The sequence below is a fragment of the Streptomyces sp. NPDC050534 genome, assembly GCF_044457745.1.
GTDB lineage: Bacteria > Actinomycetota > Actinomycetes > Streptomycetales > Streptomycetaceae > Streptomyces.
Map to the genome: position 1 here is coordinate 539,010 of NZ_JBITHF010000003.1, position 17,509 is coordinate 556,518.

Genomic DNA, 17,509 nt, shown 5'->3' on the forward strand with positions numbered 1-17,509 from the left:
CCCTGCGCGCCGGACGGCGGGGTTGGCCACCGACCTCGGGGTCGACGACGGAGGGTGGTCGGCGGGGTGGATCGGTGCCGAGGGGGCCGCTGCGCGCTGGACGACGGGGTTCGCCGCCGACGCCGAGGTGGACGAAGCGGGCTGGGCGGCGCGGGGAGCCGATTCGGTGGGGCCTGCGGTGCGCTGGACTGCGGGGGTGGCTACCGGCGGTGGCGTCGACGACGCGGGGAGGGCCGCGGTGGAGGGGGCCGCGGTGCGCTGGACGGCGGGGGTGGTTGCCGACGGTGGAGTGGAGGACGCGGGGTGCTCGGCGGGGAGTGCCGGTGTGGGAGGGGCCACCGCGCGTTGCATGGCGGGGTTGGCCGCCGACGGCGGGGTGGACGAAGCGCCTTCGTCGGCAGGAAGTGCCGGGGCCGCGCCGGACGCGGTGCGCTGGACAACCGGGGGCGTCGAGGCCGCGGAGGGGGATGGTGGCGTGCTCGTCGAGCCCGAACGTGCCGGTGAACTCGGGTGGCTAGGCGTGAGGCTGGGGCCGGCCGGCGGGGGCTGCGAGGCTGCGCCTGAGGCTCGCTCTGAGGGCGAACCGGGCTGCGGAGAAGCCGCGCTCGGCTTGATGACCGGCTGAGGCTGAGGTTGCGGGCCGCTGGACGTGGTGGCCCCGGCCGCCGAACTCCGCTGTACAGCACCGGCGTTCGGTGGGACCGACGGGCTCGCGGAGGTGCCAGAAGGGGCGGGTGTCGAGGCGATCGGTGCGCCGAGGCCGGGGCGCCGCTTCGAAGCGGCCGCCGCGCTTCGCTGGACCACCGGCGGTGTCGCGGTGGACAAAGTCGACGCCGGGCGGGGGGCGTTGGCCTGTTGCGGAGTAATCGGCTGAGCGGAGTCGGTCGAGGCAGTGCTCGGAGCGGGACCGTCCGAAGACGCCGACGCCACTTCCGAGGAAGCGGACTGCCGCTGGACATGTACGGGCGCGGTGCTCTCGGATGCGGCGGCGCTGGGAGAAGGCGTCGAGGCGGTGCCCGAAGGTGCCGTACCGCTCGGCGCGACCTGCCTCGCCGGTACGGCCGCGCTCGACGGCACCGTTCCCTGCGCTGCAGGTGAGGCCTTGGCCGCACCGTCACTCTTCCCTGCGGCCGTAGTTCCGCCGCCCGCTCGAACTCCTGCATCATCTACGTCAGTTGAAGCCGACACCGACGCAGCTGCCACCGTCGTCCCGCCCGTGGACGGGGAAACCCGCGGAGTGACCGGCAGCGTCCGCCGCTGCACCGCCGCAGGACCAGTGCGCGCCCTGGTGAGGGACGCCCCCGGTCGAGGCGACGGCGAACCGGCCGGAACAGGTGTCACCCTGACCCCGGCAGCGGGTGCCACCGACACCGCGGGAGCCTCTACCGGCGCCGTGACAGCAGGAACCGGCGCCGAGCCGACCGCCCGCTGCACCGAAGGCGCGCTCGCGCGGGGTGCTGGGGCAGCCGGAGCCGGAGCCGGAGCACCGGACGCCACCGGGATGCCCGCTGCCGGTCCACTCCGCACCACCGGAACTCCCGCCGCCCCGGCCTCCCGAGGCGGCAGCATCCGCAACGGAACCGCCGGCGCACGCTGCACCACCGGCTCAGGGCCCGCCAACGGCAACGCTCCGGAGGGGCATTCGAGACCCGGCACGGGACGCGCCGTCCCACGACCCACCGCATCCCCGAGCAGCGCACTCGACTGCCCGTCCAGGACCGAGTGGGACGCCGTCCCCATGAACGACGGGTTCTGCCACGTCGGCAGTCGCCCGCCGAACGCGGAGTCCGCGACCCCGCCCCGCCCAGGACCCAGCGTCCGCTGGATCGGCGGCAGCGCGGGCCAGGAGGCCGCGACGACCGGACGCGCAGCCGCCGTATCCGACGACGGCGCAGGCGAAGGCGAAGGTGCGGCAGCGCTCTCGCCACCCCTGGAAACGGACTCTCCCCGCCCCCGCAACCGGTCCAGAAAACCCACCGCTCAGCCCTCCGTTCCGGCGGCCCGCGTCACCAAGGACGCGATCTCCTGCGTGAACCGCCGGCGGTCGCTGTGTTCCAGGTCGAGGATCTCGTCCATGCTCCAGTGGAAGTGGTAGGCGACGTACGCGATCTCCTCGTGCAGCCGGTCGGTCGCGTACGTCACGATTCCCCCAGGCGGCTCCCGCCGAGTTCCACCTCGAACGGCTCGGCGCAGTGCGGGCACTGCACGGCGGCGCGGGTGTGGCCCTCCGCGTTGATCTGGCGGTAGAAGTCCTGCAGGAACGCCAGGTCGGAGGCGAACATGTTCTCCACGATCCCGTCGTGGACCATCGGGAGCGTGCCGAGGCGGGTGATGACCCGGCCCAGCAGCACGACCGACAGGTACGCCGGGTTCTCCTGCACGCGCACGTCCCGCAGCGGCACCAGTTCGTCCCGGGCCGTCGACAGGCGCATCACACCGTCCCGGTGGACGGTGCCCGACTCGTCGACGTAGCCGCGCGGCAGCTGGAAGGGGAACTCCGTGCGCAGGGCCTGCTGTTGCGGGACCGGGGCGGGAGCCGCCGGGGCCGGTGTCGCCTCCGGCCCCGGCAGCCCGGCCTCGGACTCCGGCGCGTCCGCGCCGGAGTACGCCACGGCGGCGCCGGCCCTGGCAGCCGTACGCCGCATTACTCGATGACCAGTTCTTCGAACGTGATGGTCACGGTCTCGGTCAGCGCGGCCGCCTCGCCCGCCTTCACCGTGCTCGCGTCGATCTTGCTGCACCAGGCGTTGCGCAGGTGGTAGCGCTTCACCGGGTTGTTCTGGAAGTCCATCATGATGATCGACGCGTTCTTGCGGGCCGTCGTCATCTGGCCGGTGATGGACTGGTTGATCCACTGCGTGAACGACGCCGACTGCGTCATACCGCGGACCACGGTGCAGGTGCCGTTCTTCTTCACGCCCGGCAGGTTCTTGACCACGTTCTGGCCGTTCGGGCTGTTCTGCTGGTACGTGATGACGTCCTGCTCGATGCTCAGGCCGCTGACCTCGGCGAGGTACTCGACCATCACACCGTCGATCTGCAGGCCGAAATTATGTGAGGTGAGGGCGTCACCCGGCTGGAGACTCATGCGTTCGCTGTCCTTCTAAGCGTGTTGAAAACGACGTCGGGGGCGAGCCGGGCGGCCTACTCCTCCAGCTCCCCGTTGCCGCTGGAGAACTGGGCCAGCCGGAAGATCACGAACTCGGCGGGCTTGACCGGGGCGATGCCGATCTCGCAGACGACGCGGCCGACGTCCACCGACTCCGGCGGGTTGGTCTCCTCGTCGCACTTGACGTAGAACGCCTCCTCGGGCCGCTGGCCGAACAGGGCGCCGTTGCGCCACTCGTTGACCAGGAACGCCGAGATGTTGCGCCGGATCCGGGCCCACAGGGCGTGGTCGTTCGGCTCGAACACCACCCACTGGGTGCCGATCAGGATCGACTCCTCCAGGTAGTTGAAGTACCGGCGGATGTTCAGGTAGCGCCACGCCGGGTCCGAGGCCAGCGTCCGCGCGCCCCACACCCTGATGCCCCGGCCGGGGAAGGCGCGGATGCAGTTGACGCCGATCGGGTTGAGCAGGTCCTGCTCACCGCGGGTGATCTGGGTCTCCAGGTCGACCGCGCCGCGTACGACCTCGTTGGCGGGCGCCTTGTGCACGCCGCGCTCGGAGTCGTTGCGGGCCCAGATGCCGGCCACGTGACCGCTCGGCGGGATCAGCCGGGTCTGGCCGCTCGCAGGGTCGAAGCTCTTGATCCAGGGGTAGTACAGGGCCGCGTACTTGGAGTCGTAGCCGGCCGTCTCCTGCCGCCACACGCGGATCTGACGGGCGTTCAGGCTCGGTGGCGGGTCGATGACCGCGACGCGGTCGCCCATCAGCTCGCAGTGCGCGATCAGACCGAGCTGGACGGCCTTGACGGACTCCAGGTCGATCGCGCCGCGCTGGTAGGCGGCCATCAGGTCGGGCACCGAGACCATGGAGATCTCGTCGACGGCCTCCAGGCCGCCGAAGCCGGTGCGGTCGGCGGAGTCGCCGAGGTACTGGGCCGGGCCGGGGTGCGAGCCCTGGGCCACCTTGTCCGGTACGGCCGGTGCGGGCGCCGGAGCGACCAGTGTCACCGTCTGGTTGTCGGGGCGTACCAGCTGCGCGGCCGGCGCGGCCTCGGTCACGGTGATGAGCTTCGAGCGCTCCTTCACCTGCGTGACGACGTAGTTGCGGCCGCCCTTCTTGGCGGTCACGTCGAAGGTCTCGACGGCCTTGTCGCCGTCCTTGACGATCAGCTTGAACCGCTCGGCCGGGCCCTCGCCCTCCGGGTCGGCGACCTCGACGCTCAGTGAGCCGTTGCCGCCGGAGGCGATCGACGCCACCTTGAACGTGCCGAGCTGCGTGGGCTCGGCGGCGGGCAGTTCGCGCCTGGCGGCGGAGCCGGTCACGGCGGCGGGCGCGGCGGCGCCGGCGGCGGCGTCCTCGGCGGAGCCGCCCACACGGACGACGTACGCGGCGCTGCCACCGTTCTGGAAGAAGCCGTAGACGGAGTGCGCCAGGTAGTACCCGTCGGTGAACTCACCGAAGCTCGCCACGTACTGGGTCCAGTTGGTCACCAGCGTCGGCTCGTTCAGCGGGCCGGTCGGGGCGAGGCCCACGAAGGCCGCGACCGACGTGCCCACACCCTCGATGGGGCGCGAGCCGCTGGCCACCTCCTCGACGTAGACGCCGGGCGACAGGTAGGACGGCATGCTCTGCTCTCCTCGGGGTACGAGACAGGAACGCCCACCAGGCTCACGCGCGCGCAACGCAGGGGAAACGGCCTGCGGTGCCGGAGTGGGGGCAATGTCGTTGCCCCCAAGGGCAGTTCGCTCGGCCGTACCCCGCGGGCCTGCCCCCATGTCTGCCCCTGAGGACCTTCTCCCGCCCGGGACGCCTCGATAACGCTGGACAGTCAGCCGTCCAGGACGAGGGGAGCGTCGTGCGCGCACAGGGGACACGGGGCCGCGAGGGCAACGACGAGCAGCGGTCCCGCGCCGTCCCGGCGCCGGGTACGACCGCGCAGGGCCTGTTGAACCTGCAGCGCCTGGCCGGCAACGCGGCGGTGACCCAGGCCATCGCCGAGGAGCGGCACGAGCACGACGCGGGCTGCGGGCACACGCCCTCCGTGCAGCGCCGCGCCCTCGTGCACGACGTGCTGCGCTCTCCCGGGCAGTCCATGGACTCCTCGCTGCGCACGGAGATGGAGGCCCGCTTCGGCGGCGCCGACTTCAGCGGCGTGCGCGTGCACACGGGCGCCCAGGCCCGGGAATCCGCCGTGCAGTTGCAGGCGAAGGCGTACACCTCCGGTCCCAACGTGGTCGTCGGCGACACGATGACCAAGGAGGACTGGGCCCACGAACTCACCCACTACCAGGACCAGATGGAAGGCCCGGTCCCCGGCACCGACAACGGCTCCGGCGTGCGGGTCTCCAACGAGAACGACTCGGGCGAGCGCCACGCGGTGGACAACGCCCGCCGGGTGATGAACGGTCCGGCACCGGCCGTGCAGCGCATGCCCGCACCGGCCGCCCCCGCCCCCGCGCGGACCGGCGTCGTGCAGCGGGTCACCAAACTCGCCGTGCAGCAGGGGCCGTCCTGCTGGCTCTACGTCCTGGAGGCCATCGCCGAGCATCACGGGCTGCCCATCCAGGCGCTCTCCGTCGCCATGCGGGCCTACCCGACTACGGAGGCGCGCGACGAGCGGCTGAAGGAGGAGCGCGGCAAGGGCAACAGGATCGAGGGCCGTCAGCTCGCGGTCAAGATGATGGCCGAGTCCCTGCAAGGCATGGTGCAACGGCTCGACAACTGGCGAGCGCACCACCAGACCGACACGGACATCACCCGCGACGAGGTCGCCGCCTTCGCCCGCCGCTCCATCGGCGGGGACGCCTCGCTCGACAAGCTGGAGTTCCAGGACGGCCGGGCGCAGTTCGACTCCATCCGCGAGGTCTACGACAAGGCCCACGACCGCGCCGAGCTGCTGCTGCACAAGGTCGGTGCGGCGGGCGACGAGGTCAGCAAGCTCCTCGACACCGCCCCCGTCCAGATCGACGCGAACCAGAGCCTGGACGACGTACGCCTGACCATCGAGAACCAGAGCCTGCCCAGCTACGCGGGCATCAGGCGGCGGTTCAAGCTGGCCAGGGGCGACGAGGGCCCGGTGGTCGACTTCACCGGGCGGCCGGCGAGTTCGATGGAGAGCACGGTCCACGCCGTCCTCATCGACTCCTACGACCGGTCGAGCCGCGTCGTGACCTACAAGGACCCCAACTACGGGGACATCGAACTCAAGGTCACCCTGGCGCAGTTCAGGCAGATGGCCGGCAACAGCCAGCAGAACATGACGATGCGGCCCTACTCCACCGGGCCCCGCGCCAAGCCGGGACTCGACGATCTCAAGGACTGACGGCACCACTCTGCCCGGCCGGTCACGGAGTGTGCCCCAAAGCCTCCTGACCGGCACCGTTCCGACCCCTAGCGTGACGACGTGAGCCTGTGGACTTCCCTGGAACCCGCCTCCGCCACCGTGGACCCGGGTGGCAGCACCCGTGTCCGGCTGCGGCTGCGCAATACCGGCGACATCGTGGACGAGTACCGCTTCGAACCAGTGGGCCCCATCGCCCCCTGGACGACGGTGGAGCCGCAGACCCTGCGGCTGTATCCGGGGACGACCGGGACGGTGGAGCTGACCTTCTCACCGCCGCGCACCCCTGACGCCACCGCCGGTCCCAATCCGTACGCGGTGCGGATCACACCTACCGAGCACCCCGAGGCGACGACCGTCCCCGAGGGCAACCTCACCATCACCCCCTTCACGGAGGTGCGGGCCGAGCTGGTGCCGCCCACCGTGAAGGGGCGGTTCCGGGGACGGCCGAAGCTCGCCGTCGACAACCTGGGCAACACCAAGCTCACCGCCTCGGTCAGCGGCAACGACAACGGCGATCAGCTGTCGTACGAGATCTTCCCGAGCAATGTGCAGATCGAGCCGGGCCGCGCGGCGTTCGTGAAGACCACGCTCAAGCCGCGCCGCATCATCTGGTTCGGGCCGAAGGAGCAACGGCCGTACACGCTGAACGTGCTGCGCTCGGGCGTCAACCCCCTGCCCGTGGAGGGGACTTACGTCCAGCGCGGCTTCCTGCCCCGCTGGCTCGCCACCTTCTTCGGCATCTTCATCGGGCTGGCGATCACCTTCGTGATGCTGTGGATCGCCTACAAGCCCGGCGTGAGCAGCGGCGCCACCGAGAAGACCGCCGAAGCCGGCGCCACCCTCGCCCCCAGCCCCTCGGCGAGCGCGTCACCGGCCCTGCCGCCCGCCCCGGCGCCGACCACCACGCCGTCGCCCGCCGGTGACGGTGGCGCGGGCGGCTCAGGCGGCGGCGGGGGTGGCGGCGGCAAGCCCTCGGCCACGGCGAAGCCCAAGGCGGACACCGCGGCGACCGCCGTGAACCGCCTGGCCGCCAGCGACCCCGGCGGCCGGCACGTCTGCTACCGCGCCTTCGTCCAGGGCGAGGGCTGGCAGAAGCCGGTGTGCGACGGCACCGTCGGCGGCACGGTCGGACAGGCCAGGGCGATCAAGGCCCTCAACGTGGCGGTCTACGGCGTCCAGGGCTCCGCCGGCAGCGCCATGGTGCACGACGACCAGTCGACCAACGGCCAGGGCAGGTGGCTGCCGAACTGGACCGCCATCAAGGCGGACGGCAAGGACAACTACATCGGCAGCACCAAGAACGACGCCCCGTTCCTGGTGACCTTCGTCTGGAACGTCGGCTCCGGTCAGGCCTGCAACGTGGTCAAGGTCCGTGACCAGGACTGGCGCGACCAGTCCTGCAACAACGCCCGCCCCGACCTCAACACCGCCGGCGCCTTCGACAACTCGCGCTGGATCGAAGCCATCAAGCTGACGGTGTGACCGTATGACTCTCTGGACCTCCCTGGAACCCGCCTCCGCGACGGTGGATCCGGGTGGCAGCACCCGCGTGCGGCTGCGGTTGCGCAACACCGGTGACGTCGTGGACGAGTACCGCTTCGAGCCGGTCGGGCCCGTCGCGCCGTGGACCACCGTGGAACCGCAGACCCTGCGGCTGTACCCGGGCACCACCGGGACGGTGGACCTGACGTTCGCCCCGCCCCGCACCCCCGACGCCGCGGCCGGTCCCAATCCGTACGCGATCCGCATCACGCCGACCGAGCACCCGGAAGCCACGACCGTCCCGGAGGGAAACCTCACCATCACCCCCTTCACTGAGGTGCGGGCCGAGTTGGTGCCGCCCACCGTCAAGGGACGTTTTCGAGGACGGCCGAGGCTCGCCGTGGACAACCTGGGCAACACCAAGCTCACCGCCTCGATCGGCGGCAACGACAACGGCGATCAGCTGTCGTACGAGATCGTCCCGAGCAATGTGCAGATCGAGCCGGGCCGCGCCGCCTTCGTGAAGACCACGCTCAAGCCGCGCCGCATCATCTGGTTCGGCGGCAAGGAACAGCGGCCGTACACGCTGAATGTCGTGCGCTCGGGCGCCAACCCGCTCCCCGTGGAGGGCACTTACATCCAGCGTGGCCTTCTGCCTCGCTGGCTCGCCACCTTCTTCGGCGTCGTCACGGCTCTCGCGATCACGTTCGTGATGCTGTGGATCGCCTACAAGCCCGCGGTGAGCACGGGCGCCACCGAGAAGCCCGTCGAGGCGGGCAACACGCTGGCGCCCACCCCGACGCCCACCCCGGTGCTGTCCGCCGCCCCGGCCCCTTCCCCGACTCCCACGGCCGACAACGGCGGTGGCGACACCGGCACCGGAGGATCGGGAGGCAGCGGTGGTGGGGGCGGCGCCCCGTCCCGGCCCAAGAAGAAGACGCCCAAGCCCGTCGTGCCCGCGACCGACGTCCTGCTGCGCAACACCACCACGAAGAAGTGCGCGGACGTCCCGGGCTACGACAAGGGCAAGTCCGACGGTCCGGTGCGCGAGTACACCTGCGACGGCACCAGCGGCGACAACCAGCTGTGGAACCTCGAGGTGAAGTACCCCAAGGGCGGTCCCGGCGGCCGTCCCCTCTTCCAGATCCGCAACGTGAAGGACCAGCTGTGCATGGATCTGCCCAACTACGGGGCGGAGCCGGTCCGTTCGCCGATCACGGAATACCCGTGCAACGGCACGACCGCCGACAACCAGCTGTGGTGGATCCAGAAGCAGCAGAGCGGCGCCTACTGGATCCGCAACTTCGCGAGCGACAACAAGTGCCTGGACGTGGCCGGTTACAGCACCGGCGGCAACGACACCGACCTCACCCTGTTCGACTGCTCCAACACCGACGACCAGGAGTGGCTCGTCGTGCACCCCTCGGAAGGCTGACGTGACCGGTCTGTGGACCTCCCTGGAACCCGCCTCCGCGACGGTGGATCCGGGTGGCAGCACCCGCGTGCGGCTGCGGTTGCGCAACACCGGTGACGTCGTGGACGAGTACCGCTTCGAGCCGGTCGGGCCCATCGCGCCGTGGACCACCGTGGAACCGCAGACCCTGCGGCTGTACCCGGGCACCACCGGGACGGTGGAGCTGACGTTCGCCCCGCCGCGCACCCCCGACGCCGCGGCCGGTCCCAATCCGTATGCGATCCGCATCACGCCGACCGAGCATCCGGAAGCCACGACCGTCCCGGAGGGAAACCTGACGATCACCCCCTTCACTGAGGTGCGGGCCGAGTTGGTGCCGCCGACCGTGAAGGGGCGGTTCCGGGGGCGACCTCGACTCGCCGTGGACAACCTGGGCAACACCAAGCTCACGGCGTCGGTCAGCGGCAACGACAACGGCGATCAGCTGTCGTACGAGATCTTCCCGAGCAATGTGCAGATCGAGCCGGGCCGCGCGGCGTTCGTGAAGACCACGCTCAAGCCGCGCCGCATCATCTGGTTCGGCGGCAAGGAACAGCGGCCGTACACGCTGAATGTCGTGCGCTCGGGCGCCAACCCGCTCCCCGTGGAGGGCACTTACATCCAGCGTGGCCTTCTGCCCCGCTGGCTCGCCACCTTCTTCGGCGTCGTCACGGCTCTCGCGATCACGTTCGTGATGTTGTGGATCGCCTACAAGCCCGCGGTGAGCACGGGCGCCACCGAGAAGCCCGTCGAGGCGGGCAACACGCTGGCGCCCACCCCGACGCCCACACCGGCCCTCACACCCGCCGCACCGGAACCGTCCACCCCGGTGCCGGGCGGCGACGAGAAGGGCGGCACGTCCGGCGGCTCGGGGGGTTCGGGTGGCGGCTCGGGGTCCTCGTCCTCCGGAGGCGGCGGGGAGAAGAGCGGCGGCGGACCGAAGCCCACCCCGAAGAAGTCCGCCGCGCCCGCGCCGGGCCGGCTCATCATCGGGCAGGCGTCCGACCGTTGCATCGACGTCACCGACGCCCAGAACGGCGTGGGCAAGGACGGCAAGCAGCTCCAGATCTGGGACTGCGCCGGCTCGGCCAACCAGAAGTGGGACTTCCGCGGCGACGGCACCGTGCGCTCGCTCGGCATGTGCATGGACGTCGCCTGGGGCTCCAAGGACGACGGGGCGCACATCCAGCTGGCCCGGTGCAGCGGCAACCCCGCCCAGCAGTTCGTGCTGAGCCAGCAGGGCGACCTGGTGAACCCGCAGGCCGACAAGTGCGTGGACGTCGTGGACAACAAGACCGGCAACGGCGCCAAGCTCCAGCTGTGGACCTGCGCCGGTACGCCCAACCAGAAGTGGCGGGTCGAGGGCTAGGGCCGGCAGCCCGGAAGCGACCGGGCAGCGCAGGAGCTACCAGGAACCCTCGCCCGGCACCAGCCGTCCCGCCTTGCGGTACTCGCGGCGGGCGCCCTCCAGGAGGTCGGCCCCGGTCACGAGGTCGTCCCGTCCGGCGGCGAGATACGCGGCGGTCACCACGGCGCTGCGGATCGAGCCGCCGGCGAGCTCGAAGTCGTCGGTCACCGTGTCGAGTTGGACGTCCTCCACGCACGGAACGTGGGACAGGCTGTGCCGCCACAACGCCAGCCGCTGCTCGCGGTCCGGGAACGGGAAGTCCACCACCAGGTCGAGGCGCCGGGTGAACGCCTCGTCGATGTTGGCCCGCAGGTTGGTGGTGAGCAGCGCGATCCCGTCGAAGGACTCCAGCCGCTGGAGCAGATAGGCGCTCTCCATGTTGGCGTAGCGGTCGTGCGAGTCCTTCACCTCGGACCGCTTGCCGAAGACGGCGTCGGCCTCGTCGAAGAGGAGCACGGCGTCGGTCCGGTCGGCCTCGGTGAAGATGCGCTCGAGGTTCTTCTCGGTCTCGCCGACGTACTTGTCGACCACCGAGGACAGCTGAACCACATAGAGATCCAGGCCCAGTTCGGCCGCCACGACCTCCGCGGACAGGGTCTTTCCGGTACCCGACTCGCCCGCGAACAGCCCGAGCACGCCCCGGCCACGTCCGCCGCCCGCGCTGAGCCGCCAGTCGCCGAGCACGCGGTCGCGGTGGCGGGCGCGCAGGGCGAGTTCGCGCAGCTGGGTGAGCGGGCGGTCGGGCAGGACCAGGTCGGTCCAGCCGACGGCCGGGCGGATCCGGCGGGCGTGCTGTTCGAGGCCCGAGGCGGACTGCTGACGGGCGGCGAGGCGCAGATGGGCGGGGGAGAGCGGGGTGCCGTCGAACCGGGCCAGGCTCCGGGCCGCGAGCGCGGCGCGGGCGATGCGGTCGCCGGGCAGGTGGTACGGGGCGACGGTGGCGGCCAGGTCGAAGCCCGGCTCCTCGCCCAGCGCCGCCGACCAGGCGCGCAGCGCGCCCGCGTGCTGCGGGGGCACGTCCAGCGCGAGGGGGTCCTCGTCGCACCACTGGGGGTCGTACGGGCGCGGGCCGGCGATCAGCACGGGCACGTCCGTCGCCGCCGACAATTGCCGTATCAGCGAAGCCGGTTGATCGGGCAGGCCCGTCACCACGACGACGAGACCGCCCAGCCGGGCCTCCCGCAGCAGGTCGGACACGCGGTCCTCGGGGCCGGAGAAGCGCAGCGCCGGGACACCCGCGAGGTCCAGCGCCGCGGCCGCGCAGGCGACTCCGTCGCCCTCGCGGCGCTCGCGGAGGTAGGCGGTGAGCGGGGGGCCGGCGGTGAGGCGGGCGGCCAGCCGGTGCACGAGACGGCCGAACTCGTCGTCCACGGACGGCTCTTGAACGTCCGGCTCTTGAACGTCGTACGACTGCGGCTGCGCGGTCAGCGGGTGCAGGTGCCCTGCGAGCGCGGCATCCGGGGTGTCGTCGCCGAGCAGGTGGGCCACGAGCCGGTCCGGAACACGCAACGAGCGGCTCGGGAAGGGCCGTTCGGGCTCCTCCACGGTCAGCAGCCCGAGCCCGGACAGCGGAGCCGTGGGGAGGAGCCGGGCCCGTGCGCTCGGCGAGTGGAGCGGGGCGCCGAGCAGGTCGAGGGCGAGCGAGACGGTGGCCCGGCGACGGCTGACGTCGTCGTTGAGGTAGCCGTACAGCGGCTCGAAGGTGCGGTCCAGGTCCGGGGCGACGGCGATGAGCAGCAGCGCGGCGTCCAGCTCGGTCAGGCCCAGACGCGCTGACAACTCGGCCAGCCGGTCGTCCGGTTGCCCGGCCACGGCGACCGGAGCGGGGCGCACCGGCTCCACCGGCCGCAGCAGATGCCGTACCGCGTCCTCCGACAGGTACAGCCCGCGCAGCGGATCACCGGCGGTCGGATCGTCGGCGGACCGCTGCTCCACGAGCAGCGCGACGCGCTCCCGCAGGGCGTGCAGCCGGGCGACGAGGGCGGTGGCGGGGTCGGAGTCCGTCGTCTCGTACGGCGTCGCCGATGTCTGCGTGGTCACGTGACCGGTCCCGTCCCGCGCTCGCGCCGGGTGATGCGGCGGGCGTTCCTGGCCGCGGCCACCTGCGCGGGTCGGTGGGCGCGTTCCTCCGTGACCGCCGCGCTGTCGTCCATGGTGCGGACACGGACCGCGGCGCCCTCGGTGACCGGCGGGCCGGCGTCGTACTCGGGGTAGGCCGGGAAGGGCGCGGTGATCACCAGGTCGAGGGACGGCTTGAGCTCGCCGCCGAGGGCGGACCAGATCTCCGCCATGGAACGGGCCTCCGTCTGGATGCCGGCCACCGACACCGGCACCGTCAGACCCAACTCGCCGAGTGCGCCCGGCAGTTCCGAGGGGGCCAGCAGCTCGCGCGGGATCAGGGTGGCCAGTACGGCGGACAGCAGACGGTGTTCGTCCTGGGGCTGCTTCGTCCACGCCGTCAGCAGGTACGACAGCCGGAACCAGCGCGGCGGCTGGCGCCGCTTGACCACCACGTCCCGCTCGTCGTGCACCGGGACATGCCCGCGCTGACGGCGGTTGACGTCCTCACGGATGTCGTACAAGTAGGCGTTGATGGTGGGGGAGTTGCGCCGGGCGGCCCAGTCGCGGGTCGGGGCGTCGAAGGCGACGTCGATGCCGGAGCCCGCCAGCGCACCGCCGCCGAGGAGGCTCTTGAGGACCTCGTCCACCTCGTGGATCACCGTGTTGCTCCCGCCCCGCGGTGCCGGTCACCGCACGAAACATGCCGCCGTACTCGATCCTGCCTGCGCCCGTGCCGTCCGCGCAGGCACGCAAGGGACGGCTCAGGGGCGGGATCAGCTGCCCAAGGGGGCGGTGCGAACTGCCCTTTCGATCAGATGTAGCCTTCCCGAAGGGCATACGCGACCGCGTGCGCCCGGTTGCGAAGGTGCAGTCGGGTGGTCAGCCCGTGGATCACGTTCTTGACCGTGCGTTCGGAGTAGGACAGCTTGCCGGCGATCTCTCCGGTGTCGAGGCCCTCGGCGACCAGACGCAGCACGTCCACCTCGCGCGGGGTCAGCCCCGAGGACGGCACGCCGGTCCGCCCCGAGGCGCCCCGGTGCAGCGCACCCACCTGGCTGATCAGCCGGCCCAGCAGGTCGGCGGGCAGATCCCCGTCGCCGCGAGCGGCCGCGAGCACGGCCTGCACCAGTCGGGTCGCGGTCGCCTCGTGCCGCCACACGATGGCGCCGACGCCGCACTCGATGACCTCGAGCAGTTCGCTCTCCCTGAGCGAGCTCACCACCAGCACCGCCCGCGCCCCCTCGCTGCGCACCAGACGGCGCAGCCGGGTCAGGGCGGCCTCGTCCAGTACGTCGTCGACGAGCAGCGCGACCGTGCCGGGGCCCGAGGCGCTCTCCTCCCGGAGTTCGACCTCCGGGTACCGGCGCAGCTGGCCGATCGCGCCCTCGCGCAGGATCGGGTCCATTGCGTGCACCGCCACGGGTATCCGTTCCGGCACCTCGGCCGTCCCGGAACGTCCGGTCCGCGATGAGCTGAGCAAGCGTTTCCCCCATGTCCACGTGCCGGCCACCTCGGTGGGGTCGGCGGCCAGCGTGCTCTCGTCACACTCGTGTGGCGGGTGGGGCGGCAGCAATCGTGGAGCACCACGAGCAGCACCACGAGATCGGCGGTACGGCTACCACGACGGTGCCGCGGCCTCCGGTTCCCCGACGGCGGATTCCGGCCGTAGTGGGACTTGTCACGCCACCGCCCGGCAGCCGGGTCCGTCCTCGACTGCGGTACACGTCACGTCCGACCAAGGAGGCAGGGATGTCCGAAGCGTCGCCTGAGCGGCCCCGCGAACACCGGGAAGCCGCCGCGCTGTTGGCGGCCGCGGCCGCGCGCGCCCGGGCCGGCGCGGGCGGCGTGGTACTGCTGCGCGGGGCCACCGGCACCGGCCGCACCACGGTCCTGGAGGCCGCCGCGGAGTCCGCCGCCGCGCACGGCATGCGGGTCCTGCGCGCCCGCTGCGCCCCGGGCGACGCCGCGGTGCCCTTCGCGGCCGTACTCCAACTCCTGAGTCGATTACCGGGGTTGGAGCAAGCCGATGAGGTGCTGCACGGCGGTGAGCGCGAGACGGGCGCGGAACTGCGGCAGTTGCTGCGCGGATACGCCGACGAGGCACCTCTCCTGCTCGCCGTGGACGACGTCCACCTCGCCGACGCCCCCTCCTGCCGCTGGCTGGTGGAGACCGCCCGGCACGTGGATCTCCTCGCCATGCCCGTTCTGCTGGCCGTCACCGAACGCAGCCAGTACGACATCGACCCGCCCGCCCCCGGATTCAGCCACACCCTCGCGCCCGCCCTCGTCCACACCCACACCCTCACCCCGCTCACCACGGGTTCGGCGACCGCGCTGGTGCGCGCCGAGTTCCCGCACTCCTCCGGCCCCTGGGTCGCCGACTGCGTACGGGCCGGCGCGGGAAGTCCCCTGCTCCTGCGCGCCCTCCTGGGCGACCTGGGCGGCTCCGCCCCGCGCCAGGCCGTGCCGGAGACGTCCGCCGCCCTGTACCCGGGCGAGTACCCGGCAGCCGTCTCGTGGTGGCTGGACAGCGCCGGCCCCGGCACGGCGGAGGTGGCCCGCGCCCTCGCCGCGCTCGACGAGGGCTGGGAGCGCCGCGGCGCTCTCCACGACCCGACCGCCGAGCATCTCGGCGCACTGCTCGCCGAGTTGGCGGGCGCCGACCCCGCCCGGGTGGCGGGCTGGCTCACCGCCATGACCGGCCTCGGCCTGCTGCGGCCCGACCCGGACGGCCGCCCGCGCTACGCCCACCCGCTGCTGCGCGACGCGGTGCTCACCGGCGTGCCCGTGGCCCGGCGGCGTGCCGCGTACCGGGCCGCCGCGAAGGCGATGCTGCACCGCGGCGCACCCACCGAGACCGTGGCCCGGCACCTGCTGCTGTCCGACCCGGCGGACGGCCCGTGGGCGCCGTCGGTCCTCCAGGACGCCGCCTCCCTCGCCCTGCGTGAGGGCCGCAACGACGACGCCGTCGCCTATCTGCGCCGTGCCCTGGACGAACCCCTGCCCGGCGAACGCCGCCAGCGGCTGCTGACCGAGCTGGGCTCCCTGGAGGTCACGGGCCGCAGATCCTCGGCCGGCATCCCGCGCCTCACCGAGGCGCTGCGGCTGCCGGGCACCCCGCAGGACCGGGTGCGCGCCGCGATGGCGCTGGGCACCGCCCTCGCCGGTCGCGGCCGGCCCCGCGCGGCGATCGAGGTGTTGCGCACGGTGGACGAGGAACTCGCCGGCCGCACCGACCCCGGCGACCGCCTCGACCTCGCCGGCACCCTGCAGAGCGCCTCCGCCCTCCTGTCCGACCAGGACCAGACGGTGCGGCAGGAGGTGTACCGCCGGATCTCCGACACCGCCGGGCACGCGCCGGAACTGGTCGGCCCGGCCACCCGCGCCCTGCTCGTGCGCTACGCCGCCTCCGCCGGGCTGACGTCGGCGGACGAGGCCATGCAGCAGGTACGCACGCTGCTGGCCGAGCCGGCCGACGCGCTGACCGAGCCGTTCCTGGTCGGCACGGCCGCCGCGGTCGCCCAGTGGGCCGACGAACTCGACGAGGCCGAACGGCTCGTGGAGCGCGGGCTGGCCGGCCAGCGCCCGGGCCTGCTGCACCCCATGCACCAGGCCCTGCTCAACACCCGCGCCGACATCGCGGCGGCCCGCGGCGAGTACGGGCGGCTCCCCGCCGAACCGCCGCTGCTGCCCGAAACCGGGCCGTCCAACGAGCACGCCCACACCCTGATCGCCCTCGTGGAGAGCGGCCGTACGGCCGAGGCACGGCGCCTCGCCGACGGCTTCGACCTCCACGAGGCGCCCGACAACTGGGAGTTGAACCGGTTCCTGTTCGCACGGGGGGTACAGCGAGCCGCCGACGGCGACCCGGCCGGGGCGCTGCACGACTTCCTGGAGTGCGGCCGCCGCCAGTCGGCCCGCGACGTGGTCAGCCCGGTCGTCACACCCTGGCGCACGGCCGCCGCCGAATGCCGCCTGGCCCTGGGCGACCCGCACCAGGCGCTCGCGCTCGCCGAGGAAGAACTGCGGTTGGCCCGCGTGTGGGGCACGCCCCGTCTGGTGGGCCGCGCCCTGCGCACCCTCGGCACCGTCACGGGCGGCCGCCGCGGTCTCGAACTGGCCGAGGAGTCCGTACGACTGCTGCGGGACGCACCCGCCGTGACCGAACCGGAGCTGGTGGCCGCCCTGATCGCGCAGGGCCGTCAGCTGACCTCGGCGGGCGAGGGCGGGCGGGCCCGGGAGTGCCTGCGCGAGGCGGCCGAACGAGCGGAGCGGCTGGGCACGTTGCGGCTGCGCACGCTCGCCGAGGACGCCCTGCGCGAAGGCGGCGCCCGCCGCCCCGCCCTCGTCCGCACCGGCTCCGGCTCCCTCACCGGCAGCGAACTCCGCATCGCCCAGCTCGCCGCCGACGGCCGCACGAACACCGAGATCGCCGGCCTTCTGCACCTGGCCCGCCGCACCGTGGAGACCCATCTCACCAGCGCATACAAGAAGTTGGGGATACGGCGGCGGGGAGAGCTGCGGGAGGCGCTGGAGGTCGGCTAGTGCTGTGACCGGAAAGGTTTGCCGGAAGGCTCGCGGCGTCCGGTGCGGTGCATCGCAAGGCGGAGCATCGCCCGCGTACTGGATGTACTCGGGTGATGCGACAACGCG

At 72.5% G+C, this 17,509-nt stretch carries 12 protein-coding genes and 1 pseudogene; 6 read left to right on the forward strand and 7 right to left on the reverse strand.

The annotated features are described in order from the left end of the window. Positions 1-625 (forward strand): annotated as a pseudogene (locus ACIBN2_RS13470) (hypothetical protein); the annotation flags it as partial. 1,355 nt (positions 626-1,980) lie between these two features. Here ACIBN2_RS13470 and ACIBN2_RS13475 read toward each other — a convergent pair. From ACIBN2_RS13475 to ACIBN2_RS13490, 4 genes are read right to left on the reverse strand one after another with little or no spacing between them, the layout of a single operon-like run. Then, positions 1,981-2,142: a DUF6760 family protein gene (locus ACIBN2_RS13475; RefSeq protein WP_399134459.1), complete on the reverse strand. Its 162-nt coding sequence runs from the start codon at positions 2,140-2,142 to the stop codon at positions 1,981-1,983. Further along, entirely contained in the window at positions 2,139-2,645 is a 507-nt protein-coding gene (locus ACIBN2_RS13480; RefSeq protein ID WP_399134460.1) for a hypothetical protein, read from the reverse strand. The genes ACIBN2_RS13475 and ACIBN2_RS13480 overlap by 4 nt, the downstream gene beginning before the upstream one ends. Beyond that, positions 2,645-3,088, reverse strand: coding sequence for a phage tail protein (locus ACIBN2_RS13485; RefSeq protein WP_016435634.1), 444 nt, complete (start codon positions 3,086-3,088; stop codon positions 2,645-2,647). The genes ACIBN2_RS13480 and ACIBN2_RS13485 overlap by 1 nt, the downstream gene beginning before the upstream one ends. Positions 3,089-3,144: 56 nt before the next feature. Next, on the reverse strand, positions 3,145-4,734 hold the full coding sequence (locus ACIBN2_RS13490; protein ID WP_399134462.1) for a phage tail sheath subtilisin-like domain-containing protein: 1,590 nt from the start codon (positions 4,732-4,734) through the stop codon (positions 3,145-3,147). Between the two features lie 230 nt (positions 4,735-4,964). Here ACIBN2_RS13490 and ACIBN2_RS13495 point away from each other — a divergent pair, with 230 nt between their 5' ends. The 4 genes from ACIBN2_RS13495 to ACIBN2_RS13510 all read left to right on the forward strand — a co-directional run bounded on the left by ACIBN2_RS13495 (position 4,965) and on the right by ACIBN2_RS13510 (position 10,756). Then, complete coding sequence (locus tag ACIBN2_RS13495) at positions 4,965-6,431, forward strand: DUF4157 domain-containing protein (RefSeq protein WP_399134463.1); 1,467 nt, start codon at positions 4,965-4,967, stop codon at positions 6,429-6,431. An 81-nt stretch (positions 6,432-6,512) separates the two neighbouring features. Continuing rightward, complete coding sequence (locus tag ACIBN2_RS13500) at positions 6,513-7,934, forward strand: hydrolase (RefSeq protein WP_399134464.1); 1,422 nt, start codon at positions 6,513-6,515, stop codon at positions 7,932-7,934. Between the two features lie 4 nt (positions 7,935-7,938). After that, positions 7,939-9,369, forward strand: coding sequence for an RICIN domain-containing protein (locus tag ACIBN2_RS13505; RefSeq protein ID WP_399134465.1), 1,431 nt, complete (start codon positions 7,939-7,941; stop codon positions 9,367-9,369). A 43-nt stretch (positions 9,370-9,412) separates the two neighbouring features. Then, a complete protein-coding gene (locus ACIBN2_RS13510) occupies positions 9,413-10,756 on the forward strand; it encodes a ricin-type beta-trefoil lectin domain protein (protein WP_399134640.1) in 1,344 nt (447 codons plus the stop codon). A 36-nt stretch (positions 10,757-10,792) separates the two neighbouring features. On the opposite strand, the gene ACIBN2_RS13515 is transcribed toward ACIBN2_RS13510, so the two are convergent. The 3 genes from ACIBN2_RS13515 to ACIBN2_RS13525 form a co-directional block, all read right to left on the reverse strand. Further along, positions 10,793-12,835, reverse strand: a complete 2,043-nt coding sequence (locus tag ACIBN2_RS13515; RefSeq protein WP_399134466.1) for an ATP-binding protein — start codon at positions 12,833-12,835, stop codon at positions 10,793-10,795. Then, the gene (locus ACIBN2_RS13520; protein ID WP_399134467.1) at positions 12,832-13,515 is read right to left on the reverse strand and encodes a DUF4255 domain-containing protein; all 684 of its coding nucleotides are present in this window, start codon (positions 13,513-13,515) and stop codon (positions 12,832-12,834) included. Before ACIBN2_RS13520 ends, ACIBN2_RS13515 begins: the two co-directional genes overlap by 4 nt. A gap of 152 nt (positions 13,516-13,667) precedes the next feature. Further along, complete coding sequence (locus tag ACIBN2_RS13525; RefSeq protein ID WP_399134468.1) at positions 13,668-14,336, reverse strand: response regulator transcription factor; 669 nt, start codon at positions 14,334-14,336, stop codon at positions 13,668-13,670. A 269-nt stretch (positions 14,337-14,605) separates the two neighbouring features. On the opposite strand from ACIBN2_RS13525, the gene ACIBN2_RS13530 reads away from it, so the two are divergent. Next, complete coding sequence (locus ACIBN2_RS13530; RefSeq protein WP_399134469.1) at positions 14,606-17,401, forward strand: AAA family ATPase; 2,796 nt, start codon at positions 14,606-14,608, stop codon at positions 17,399-17,401. The last annotated feature ends 108 nt before the right edge of the window (positions 17,402-17,509 follow it).

What these genes read in the sequence shown, in the direction of transcription:
- ACIBN2_RS13480 (WP_399134460.1), bottom strand. Translation starts at nt 2,645, where the DNA reads ATGCGGCGTACGGCTGCCAGGGCCGGCGCCGCCGTGGCGTACTCCGGC.
- ACIBN2_RS13485 (WP_016435634.1), bottom strand. Translation starts at nt 3,088, where the DNA reads ATGAGTCTCCAGCCGGGTGACGCCCTCACCTCACATAATTTCGGCCTG.
- ACIBN2_RS13490 (WP_399134462.1), bottom strand. Translation starts at nt 4,734, where the DNA reads ATGCCGTCCTACCTGTCGCCCGGCGTCTACGTCGAGGAGGTGGCCAGC.
- ACIBN2_RS13505 (WP_399134465.1), top strand. Translation starts at nt 7,939, where the DNA reads ATGACTCTCTGGACCTCCCTGGAACCCGCCTCCGCGACGGTGGATCCG.
- ACIBN2_RS13530 (WP_399134469.1), top strand. Translation starts at nt 14,606, where the DNA reads ATGTCCGAAGCGTCGCCTGAGCGGCCCCGCGAACACCGGGAAGCCGCC.